Origin of the sequence: Salinivibrio sp. MA607 (assembly GCF_001996245.1) — a bacterium.
In the GTDB taxonomy this organism is placed as follows: Bacteria; Pseudomonadota; Gammaproteobacteria; order Enterobacterales; family Vibrionaceae; genus Salinivibrio; species Salinivibrio costicola.
Genome location: NZ_MUFJ01000044.1, coordinates 1 through 9,915, shown reverse-complemented (window position 1 = coordinate 9,915; position 9,915 = coordinate 1). Strand labels below are relative to the sequence as shown.

The 9,915-nt window shown below is 48.3% G+C and carries 7 protein-coding genes, 4 tRNA genes and 2 rRNA genes; 8 read left to right on the top strand and 5 right to left on the bottom strand.

Features of this window, described 5'->3' with window-relative positions:
• Positions 1–136, top strand: a 23S ribosomal RNA gene (locus BZG81_RS14975); the annotation flags it as partial.
• A gap of 115 nt (positions 137–251) precedes the next feature.
• Positions 252–367 (top strand): 5S ribosomal RNA (rrf, locus tag BZG81_RS14970).
• A gap of 446 nt (positions 368–813) precedes the next feature.
• On the opposite strand, the gene BZG81_RS14965 is transcribed toward rrf, so the two are convergent.
• The 4 genes from BZG81_RS14965 to BZG81_RS14950 all read right to left on the bottom strand — a co-directional run bounded on the left by BZG81_RS14965 (position 814) and on the right by BZG81_RS14950 (position 6,148).
• On the bottom strand, positions 814–3,399 hold the full coding sequence (locus tag BZG81_RS14965; protein ID WP_077677756.1) for a family 20 glycosylhydrolase: 2,586 nt from the start codon (positions 3,397–3,399) through the stop codon (positions 814–816).
• Positions 3,400–3,598: 199 nt separating this feature from the next.
• Positions 3,599–4,243: an isochorismatase family protein gene (locus tag BZG81_RS14960; protein WP_077677755.1), complete on the bottom strand. Its 645-nt coding sequence runs from the start codon at positions 4,241–4,243 to the stop codon at positions 3,599–3,601.
• Positions 4,244–4,255: 12 nt separating this feature from the next.
• Positions 4,256–5,605: a CDP-diacylglycerol--serine O-phosphatidyltransferase gene (gene pssA, locus BZG81_RS14955; protein WP_077677754.1), complete on the bottom strand. Its 1,350-nt coding sequence runs from the start codon at positions 5,603–5,605 to the stop codon at positions 4,256–4,258.
• A 111-nt stretch (positions 5,606–5,716) separates the two neighbouring features.
• On the bottom strand, positions 5,717–6,148 hold the full coding sequence (locus BZG81_RS14950) for a GNAT family N-acetyltransferase (protein ID WP_021024456.1): 432 nt from the start codon (positions 6,146–6,148) through the stop codon (positions 5,717–5,719).
• 75 nt (positions 6,149–6,223) lie between these two features.
• On the opposite strand from BZG81_RS14950, the gene murB reads away from it, so the two are divergent.
• Together murB and birA are read left to right on the top strand one after the other, a co-directional pair.
• Positions 6,224–7,258 carry a UDP-N-acetylmuramate dehydrogenase gene (murB, locus tag BZG81_RS14945; RefSeq protein ID WP_021024457.1) on the top strand — a complete coding sequence of 345 codons (1,035 nt, stop codon included), beginning with the start codon at positions 6,224–6,226 and terminating at the stop codon, positions 7,256–7,258.
• The gene (gene birA, locus BZG81_RS14940; protein WP_021024458.1) at positions 7,255–8,223 is read left to right on the top strand and encodes a bifunctional biotin--[acetyl-CoA-carboxylase] ligase/biotin operon repressor BirA; all 969 of its coding nucleotides are present in this window, start codon (positions 7,255–7,257) and stop codon (positions 8,221–8,223) included. Before murB ends, birA begins: the two co-directional genes overlap by 4 nt.
• A gap of 18 nt (positions 8,224–8,241) precedes the next feature.
• Here the strand turns inward: birA and coaA are convergent, their stop codons facing one another.
• Positions 8,242–9,180, bottom strand: a complete 939-nt coding sequence (coaA, locus tag BZG81_RS14935; RefSeq protein ID WP_077677753.1) for a type I pantothenate kinase — start codon at positions 9,178–9,180, stop codon at positions 8,242–8,244.
• Between the two features lie 209 nt (positions 9,181–9,389).
• On the opposite strand from coaA, the gene BZG81_RS14930 reads away from it, so the two are divergent.
• From BZG81_RS14930 to BZG81_RS14915, 4 genes are all read left to right on the top strand, one after another.
• A tRNA-Thr gene (locus BZG81_RS14930) sits at positions 9,390–9,465 on the top strand.
• A gap of 7 nt (positions 9,466–9,472) precedes the next feature.
• Positions 9,473–9,557, top strand: a tRNA-Tyr gene (locus BZG81_RS14925).
• Between the two features lie 37 nt (positions 9,558–9,594).
• Positions 9,595–9,669 (top strand) — tRNA-Gly (locus BZG81_RS14920).
• Positions 9,670–9,682: 13 nt separating this feature from the next.
• Positions 9,683–9,758, top strand: a tRNA-Thr gene (locus tag BZG81_RS14915).
• The last annotated feature ends 157 nt before the right edge of the window (positions 9,759–9,915 follow it).

Sequence of the window (9,915 nt, the reverse complement as noted above, 5' to 3'; positions counted from 1 at the left end):
GGCCCCGAGATGAGTCATCCCTAGAGCTTCGAGCTCTCTAAAGGGTTGTCGTAGACGACGACGTTGATAGGCAGGGTGTGTAAGCGCTGTGAGGCGTTGAGCTAACCTGTACTAATTGCCCGTGCGGCTTAACCATACAACACCCAAGAGGTTTTGGGTTGGACTCGAAATAAGCCAGTTGATTGTGGCGAGAACGAACAGCTTTCTAGATGACGTGTTTTGACTGAAAAGTGAAGACACACCAAATTTTGCTTGGCGACCATAGCGCTTTGGACCCACCTGACTCCATGCCGAACTCAGTAGTGAAACGAAGCAGCGCCGATGGTAGTGTGGGGTCTCCCCATGTGAGAGTAGGACATCGCCAGGCTTTGATTATAAATTGTGACTGTTGCTTGCGACTTTTGATAGCTGCGATGCTCATGTACTGACCGTACACTGCGCGTCTCGCTTCAAAACTCTCTGCGCATAGCTTGCAATTTAATCATCAAAGCGGATACGCGTAAGACTTTGATGAGAAAGAAATACAAAGCCCTGACCTAACGGTCGGGGCTTTTTTGTATTTGAGAGGTATACCAGTGCTGTAGCCTTGCGTCATCACATCCCCGCCAAACCGACATCATTTAATGTTAAATACATGTAAGCCCTAAGCATTAGCCTAATGATTTAGGCTGTTTTGTTATGATCGGCGCCAGTACGTTCAACTCAAATCTATATCTTATTGATAAATATATTGTGATCCAATAAAGCCCCGTTTTGTGAACGGGGCTTTTTCTTTTCTATACTTTGTCTTTTCTATATTGCGTGATGGCTCGATTAGTCAATCTTACTGATTCGGCTTACACGTTCACCCGAAACGGTGCGCAGCTGCACAGGAGTGCTCACGTGAGGAGCGTTTGCCGCATCATAGGTTTGCCAGCTTGCGCCATTATCGGTTGAGTACTCAATGGCGAGTCCTGGGAACGGTGAATTCGCTTTTAGTTCGCCATTCTCTATCATCCCACCAGGAACAGGCAAACGGAAGCCAATGCCTTGTTGTTCCAATTGCGGGAACCAGTAGTTTGCTAACTGATTGGCAAAGAGGTTGTAATCCACTTTTCGCTGCGTTTTATTCGCCTCTTTCTCGTTTTGTGTGTTCGCTTCCCAATTAGCACGATGCCAAGCACGTTCAGCCATGGCAAAGAGGCGAGGGAAGGTCATTGATTCAAACTGGCCATCGGAGCGAATGGTTTCACTCCAAACCGATGCTTGCAAACCGAGTACGTTTTCTGGACGCGTGACCGTTTTCACTGTTGCGGCCTCGATGACCTCTTTTTTAGTAATTGGTGCGCCATTGCGTTTTGTGTTGGCATTAGCGTAGAGATCATCAGGCATAAAGCTAAACGTCTTACGAGTATCAGTAAAACGCGGTGCCCAATAGTAGCCACGCTCACTCGGATCTGGCTCGTAGGGATGGTCAAAATAGAGGTGTGTGGCTTGGTTATAGATAACGCCATAACCACTGTTAGCGAGGTTATAAGCTCGGTCGGCAACCCCCCATTCCCAGATATTTTGCCATGCATTGCCATATACCTGTTGATTGGTAAGTTGTGATCGTGGATAGACCTGATTAGTGTGCATTAAGCCGTCTTCCCAACCACCGAGATCCAGCTGATAGCGTTGGGCAATGTGTGAGATACGTTCGACAAAGTACTGACTTAAATCATCGACACTACTTACGCCTGCATCATTATTCGTTATAAAGGACTGACAAACGGGCGAGTCGGTCCATGCACCTGCTATCTCGTCACCACCAAAGTGGAATGTGCTGAGTGGCTGAACATCACGATGCGCATCAACTAAAGCGGAGACAACAGTATCGGCAAAGCGGTAGCTCGATTCCATACAAACATTGATGGCATTATCGGTGAACATTTGCACGGAAAGATACTGAGTATCGTCCTCAAAATCAGTCAGTAAATATTCCTTTGCTTTGGCTTCATCGCCTTGTGCCATGTACTTGTGATATCGCGCTTCCATCGCTTTGATGGCGGCGTGTGCGTGACCAGGCATGTCTACCTCAGGGATCACGGTAATATTGAGTGCATCCGCCTTACGCAAGATGGCTTGATAATCTTCCGTGGTGTAATACCCGTCTGATGCTTCTGTGCCGTCCGGTCCTGCGCCTAAGAAGGGCAATACACAGCGGGTTTCTGATAGATCATGACAGCGCTTGCTACCGACTTCGGCCAGCTCAGGGAGGGCTGGGATCTCAATGCGCCACGCTTCATCATCGCTGAGACGCAAGTGGAGTTTATTAAGCTTTAGTGCGGCCATCTGATCGAGTAATTTAAAAATGGCTTCTTTACTGCGAAAGTTGCGTGCCGCATCAACAGAAAGGCCTCGATAGGCAAATCGGGGCGCATCGGTCAGCGTCACCGCCTTGATGCTGTCGCCTGATTTGAGTTGTAGTAAACTTTGCGCGGCGTATAAGGCACCCGCCTCATCGGGAGCACCAATCTCAATACGTTGCTGATCAGGCTGGACATCTAAACGATAGGCCTCATGCCATTGATCGCTGCCCTTGAGCGTCACTTTTTCCCAGCCAACATAGATAACGTTTTGGTTCGTCGGAACCCAGTCGCTCGCTGAGATGCCAAGCTGATCGGCAAGCCACTTTGCTTGTGCTTGATAACCATTGTCATACACCACAGTCCAATCGCTGTTAATCGTGACATGGCCTTCTTTCTCAACGCGACTGGCCGGTGTTGGCAGTATTTTTCCTTGGACCTCTTCCTGTGAAAGGTCGGCGTTGCGCGCGTATCGTTGCTGCGCGGAAAAGGGGTCATAGTGATCGATCAGTGCACCACCATAGCGTTTCCACTGTGCAGGGGAGTTAAATTCACCCACAAAGGTGAGTTCGTCATCCGGCTTGGTGGGCACCTGGCCATTTTTGTGGTTACTGGTACTGGCGATTAACGCGGTATGAGTGCCAGTTTCATCGTCGGAGGCTAAATACCAGTTCGGCATAATATCGGATTTAGCCACTTGCCAATCAGAGGCATTAAAGCCAACCACTAATTGGTCACCGGGCGCAAGCGGAACAAAGGCATCAGTGGGTTCGAGTTTAAACAGATCGCCGTTAACATGAGAAACTTTAAGCTGATCAGTGTCGATCGATTTGATCATGCGGATATGACTGAAATAAATCGCCCAGCCAGCTTTGGGGAGTGTCTTGGCGCTTTGGTTAGTAAAGGCGACTTTGCCGGTAAAAGAGCGCCAGTCATCTTGCGTATTATCAATCACTTGGTATTGGACATCGAGACCATTACCTAGTGCATTAAGTTGAGATGAGGGCATTGCCCAAGCGGTGCTACATAAAGATGCACCGATCAATAGACCCAAAGCTGTTGGTTTTTGCATGCTATTCTCCAAACTTATTTTTCATTGTAAAAATAGTTAAAGAGACACTAGAGGATAGCGACAAAGAAGCCTAGTAATCTTATCGGCGAAGGTGTGTTTATGTCTTAGGACTCAAACTTATTCATGCGGTGAGCATAATGTTTACATTAAACTAGCGAGCAAGATCGCAGCAAGCAATCATGTGCTGCTGCGATACAAATTAACGGGGCAGTAGACAGCTTAACGCCAGTTGACTATCGACTAATTTGATACCGACGGCCAGCATCTCGTCACAGGCAGAGGATACGGTTTTAGCATTAATCCCTCGGCAAGCGGCAAGGTTAACGACAACGTCGAAACGACCCCGTTTTTTCAGTTGGATAGCGGTTGTTTTGACGCAGTAATCGGTTGCCAGTCCGCCCACTATGACTGTTTCGACATCTTGGCTATGCAGCCACTCAATTAATCCAGTACTGAGCTTTTCTTCAATATCATGAAAGCAAGCACCATACGGATGAAGATCGGGCTCGATGCCTTTCCAAACCACATAATGATATTCGGTCACTGCTGGCAATGCGTCAATCGTCTCAAACCCTTTCGTTCCGGGAACCGCGTGTTGCACCCAAGTCAGATCGGCGTTTTTATGCGGCAAACGCTGGAGCATGTCAGCGGGGTCGTCGACCACCCAAATGGCGTTAGCAGGATGCGCATCTTTGGTCAAAACACGTACGTCAGCCAACGTTGCCTGCTCGTTGAGTGCCGGTCCGATGGTATCGCCTTCGGGGACGGGTAATTCGTCAGGACACAACGGCGTAAACGTGCGCTGTGCATCAACGTCAATGGCAGCTATTTTGGCCTGTTTCATTGCGGTTATCCCCTAAAGTATCTGATTGAGTATATGATCGGCCTTAACCCGCTTTATCCGTTTAAGTAGGCGTTTGACTGGCGCAGGATAATCCTCCATTTTTTCTATCTGCTTATAACTGCCAACCAGCTGTGTATGAGCCAAGATCGTATCTACCTCTTGCTGCTTCTGCGCCTCTAATTGCTGATGCTTATCATGAATCAAGATGGCGTTTTCTAAGTCTAGCTTCCAGGCGCGCGGATTGAGGTTATTTCCCGTTAACAGCATATACTGGCGATCGACCCAAATGCCTTTCAAATGGAAGCTGTTGTCATCATGTTTCCAGATATGGATATTTAACTGACGTTTTGCAATCGCTGCTTCGTTGCGACGGGCAAAGTTGCGTAAGTTGACTTCATACAAATAAGGCAGAGCTGAAATCGTCTTAAATGGCGCCTCTGGTGGTGAGTAGAAATCGTTCGCGGTTTTATCTCCCACTATAATCCTCACGCTTACCCCTCGGCGAAGTGCGCGACGGATTTCGCGAACGACACTGCGTGGTGGATTAAAATAGGGCGTGCAAATGACTAATTCATCATGGGCACTGGCAATCAAATGACAGATATAGCGATTGAGTTTATTTTTCCGTTTACCTAACCCGACCATCGGGGTAAGTCCAACTTGGTCTTCACTAACCGGCTCATCTTGATATCGATAGCTGGCCTGCTGTAGCTGACCACGAAACTCACGAATGTTTGGCTTTAGTGCTTTGCTGTTGGGGCGGTCGGGCGAGGTGAGACAGTTGACGGCACTGTCGGCGATTAACGTGTTGACAATAAAGTCTGCCATGGTGTCGGCGAGTACTTTATTGGCGAGCACGTGATAACGGTCATAACGGTATCTATCATGTTGCGCTAAATAGACATCGTTTAAGCTGGCGCCGCTGTATATAACGGTGTTATCAAATACGAATCCTTTTAAGTGCAAAACGCCGAAGACTTCGCGGTTTCTAACTGGCACACCCAAGACCTCTATCTTATGTGGGTAGCGCTCTGCATAAGCTCGATATAGTCCTGCATTACCGTCCGACTGTTCAGCTCCAATTAACCCTCGCTGTGCGCGATGCCAGTCGACTAATACTTTGATATCGAGGGCAGGGTTAGCTTGCTTTGCTTCGTAAAGCGCATCCAGAATGCTTCGTCCTGCTTCGTCGTCTTGTAAGTACAGAGCCACCAGATAAATACGTGATGTTGCTTTTTTAATTTCGCTAAGGAGCCGTTCTCTAAATGAGACCGCGTCTAATAAGGTTTCGAGATTTTCTGGCTGGTGCGCAATGGTGGGCAAGCGATCAATAAGCTGCCGGTTTGCGTTCGCTGAATCCATTATTACCTCTTTTTGTTCGACGGCCAGAGTCGAGCATTGATACTAAACCCTGAATGATACCAGAAATTGCGTCAAGCTACGGATCACCGCGCAATGGCTTTGTTGCTAATGTCACGCTTTGGGTGAGTATTCCATCGCCACTAAATCTTTGCCACTTTGACAATAACGGTGCAGGCGTGCAGCCAGATCATCGGGTAATACGTGATGATCGACAGGCGTAAAACCATGCTGCGCATACAAGGTAGTCAGTGGACGGAAAGCTAAGCAAAAGCTAGGACGTTGACACAGTGTTTCTTGCACTGCGTCGAGTAAACGATGACTTAAACCTGTTCCTCGCAGATCAGGGTGTAGCAACATGCCTGTGAGTAACTGATACTCGAGACGTTGCTGAAAGCGTACCGCGCCACATAGTCCACTCGGGCCATCAATGACCCAAATACGTTCATCTTTCTTGGGTTTTCCGGGAGGATAGTGTGTTTTGTAGAACCGCGCTACCAGTGGGAACCGCAAGGGCTCTAGCGGGTGAATGTGATAATTATCCATAGCCTAATAGATGCGCAATACGAGCAGGACAGGTAGTATACCCATCAATGAGTTTTCTAACAGCGTAATGCAACGATGAAGTGGTTATCTGATGTGTCTTTGACACCCCATCATACGTTTGGTTTGCCCGCGCGCGCCCAAGCGATTGTAGAAGCACATTGTGTGCAAGACTTACAAGAGATTTGGCAAGCGTCTGATTATCACAACTCACCGAAGTTAGTGGTTGGTGAAGGCAGCAACCTGCTTTTTTGCCAAGACTTTGAGGGAGTGGTGGTCCTTAACCGCCTAAAGGGGATCACGATCGATAACCACGCTGACCATTACCTATTACATGTTGGCGCCGGTGAGCCTTGGCATGCGTTTGTTGCCTGGAGTATTGATAATGCGATGCCTGGGCTTGAGAACCTGGCATTAATTCCCGGCTGTGTGGGGGCGGCACCGATTCAAAATATTGGTGCCTATGGTGTCGAATTTGCCGAGCGTTGCGCTTACGTCGATATCTATCATCCTGACACGGGCAATCAACGTCGTCTGTCTTGCGATGAATGTCAGTTTGGTTACCGCGATTCGATTTTTAAAACCCCCGCCATGCAGGGATGGGTCATTACTCAGGTTGGCTTTCGCTTGGATAAAGCGTGGAAACCGGTACTCAAGTATGGCGCGTTAGCTGAACTGGATTCTCAACAAGCGACCCCCAAAGGCATCTTTGATGCTGTGTGTGCGATTCGGCGCGCTAAATTACCCGATCCTTCTGTGTGCGGTAACGCTGGGAGTTTCTTTAAAAATCCGGTGCTTGATAGCGAGCAAGCGACAAAGTTAAAGGTTTCTTACCCTGATGTGCCGCTCTTTTCTGCGCCTTTGGGACAAAAAAAGGTCGCAGCGGGGTGGCTGATTGATCAATGTGGCTTAAAAGGGAAACGCCAAGGCGGCGCACGCGTTCATCCTCAGCAAGCACTGGTTATTACCAATGCCGAGAATGCGATCAGTGATGATGTGATACGTTTAGCTAAGCATGTCGTCTCGCACGTTTATACGCGTTTTGGTGTGAGGCTTGAGCACGAAGTGCGCTTGATTGATCAGCAGGGTGAAACAACCTTGGAGGCACAATGAAGAGCGCGCATTCGGCACGTCTCGCCTTGATTACACGTTTATCTGATGGTGAGTTTCACTCTGGTGAAATGCTGGGGGAAGCGCTGGGTATGACGCGTGCGGCGATCAGTAAACACATCAAGGTTCTCCAATCTTGGGGGCTTGATATTTATCGAGTACAGGGCAAAGGCTATTGCTTATCACAACCGATTGAGCTGCTCGATGAAGCTTGGTTAAGTGCCCATACCGATATACCTGCTTTGGCTGTGATCCCAGTGATAGACTCAACCAATCAGCATTTAATGGAAAGAGTGGGGCAGCTCAGTCCTGGTAGTGTGTGCCTGGCCGAGTATCAGCAACAAGGCCGTGGTCGTCGAGGGCGTGCATGGCAATCGCCGTTTGGTAGCAATTTATACCTCTCCATGTATTGGCGATTAGATGCAGGGCCTGCGGCGGCAATGGGGCTCAGCCTTGTCGTCGGAGTAGCAATGACAAAAGCGTTACACGATCTGGGTGCGCCAGGTGTCAAAGTAAAATGGCCAAACGACCTCTATTATCAAGACAAAAAGTTGGCGGGTATTTTGGTTGAAATGACCGGGCAAACGGGTGATGCGGCACACATAGTGATTGGTATGGGGCTTAACCTCGGTATGGGGACCCATCTTAACGACAATATTGATCAACCTTGGGCGAAGCTTGCACAGGCGTGTTCACCGATGCCGTCACGTAATACGTTAGCAGCGAACTTGATTGACCGTCTCAAGGCATCGCTTATCGCCTACGAACAGCAAGGTATGGCTAGTATTTTGGCTGATTGGCCACAACTGGATAATTTTATCGGTCGCCCCGTTAAGCTATTAATGGGCGACCGCCAGGTAAAAGGTATTGAGCGCGGTATTGATGAGCATGGCGCCTTATTGCTGGAGGTTGATGGAAACATCACGCCTTACTTGGGAGGGGAAATCTCGTTAAGGCGCGATGATTAGTCCTTATACGAATGCGGACTATTTACGCACGCGAACGCGCTGAACAGAATGGTTCGGGCCCTTTTCTAACACTAAGCTTGCCCGTTCACGGGTTGGCAAAATGTTTTCTAGTAAATTCTTGCCGTTAATATCATTCCAAATGGTGGCTGCTTTCTGTGTCGCTTCTTCGATGGACAAGCGCGTGTAATGGTGGAAATAAGCTTGTGGATCGAGGAATGCCCCGCGCCGAAACTTCATAAAGCGTTCGATGTACCAGTGTTTGAGTAAGTCAGGCTCGGCGTCTACATAAATAGAAAAGTCGAGAAAATCAGAAATAAACACGTGGTGCGGATCGTGTGGATAATCCATGCCACTTTGTAGCACATTCAGCCCCTCTAATATTAAAATATCGGGCTTTTCGACTTTTTGCTCATCCGATGTAATGTCGTAGACAAGGTGGGAATAAACAGGCGCAGTGACACAGTCTTTGCCTGATTTGACGTCAGCGACAAATTCAACCAGCTTGCGCATGTCATACGATTGCGGGAAGCCCTTTTTGTGCATGATGCCGCGCGATTCGAGCTCAGCATTGGGATATAAAAAACCATCAGTGGTGACTAACGCCACTTTAGGGTGATCCGGCCACCGGGTTAGAAGCGCTTTTAGGAGCCTTGCCGTCGTGCTTTTCCCAACCGCCACACTGCCTGCAATGCCGATAACGTAAGGCACATGGTTTGACACGGGCAGAGAAAGAAACTCATCAAGTACTTCAGTTCGGCTTTTACGCGCTTTAACATACAGATTGAGTAAGCGCGACAACGGTAGATAGACATCGCGCACTTCATCCATTGATAAATGTTCATTCAAGCCGCGTAAGCGGTCAATGTCATCTTCGGTAAGCGTCATGGGCACTGCATCCCTCAGTTCAGCCCATTGTTGACGGTCGAACGACAAATAAGGCGTTAGCGTTGCGTTCATGATCCATGTGCCTTAAGCCAATAAAGAGAGTGACGATACCGCAAACCAGCGGGAAGGAAAAGCGCTTGCCTATTGTCATCAAGGTGTTGGCTGGTTACTTTCCCAACAATCACACAAAAAAATACCCAAAAGACGCAAAAATCACCCATTTTTTTAAAATTCCCTATTGCACCCCTCAAATCCATGGCATAGAATGCGCAGCACTTGTCGCCGGCTTAGCTCAGTTGGTAGAGCAACTGACTTGTAATCAGTAGGTCGCCAGTTCGATTCCGGCAGCCGGCACCAAAATTTAGGTGGAATTCCCGAGTGGTCAAAGGGATCAGACTGTAAATCTGACGGCTCAGCCTTCGAAGGTTCGAATCCTTCTTCCACCACCAATTTCAAATTGTTTGAATAGCTCTACGAGTAACGATTGCGGGCATCGTATAATGGCTATTACCTCAGCCTTCCAAGCTGATGATGCGGGTTCGATTCCCGCTGCCCGCTCCACTCTTTTTAGAGTGCTGATATAGCTCAGTCGGTAGAGCGCACCCTTGGTAAGGGTGAGGTCGGCAGTTCAAATCTGCCTATCAGCACCATCCTCTCCAAGGTAACTTCAAGCCGTTTGATATATACTCAACAAACCTGATTGTTGGTTGTGTGGTCGTAATGCCACCGAAATACCGTGCTTAGAGGGACTGTCATGTCTAAAGAAAAATTTGAACGTACGAAAACGCACGTTAACGTTGGTACTAT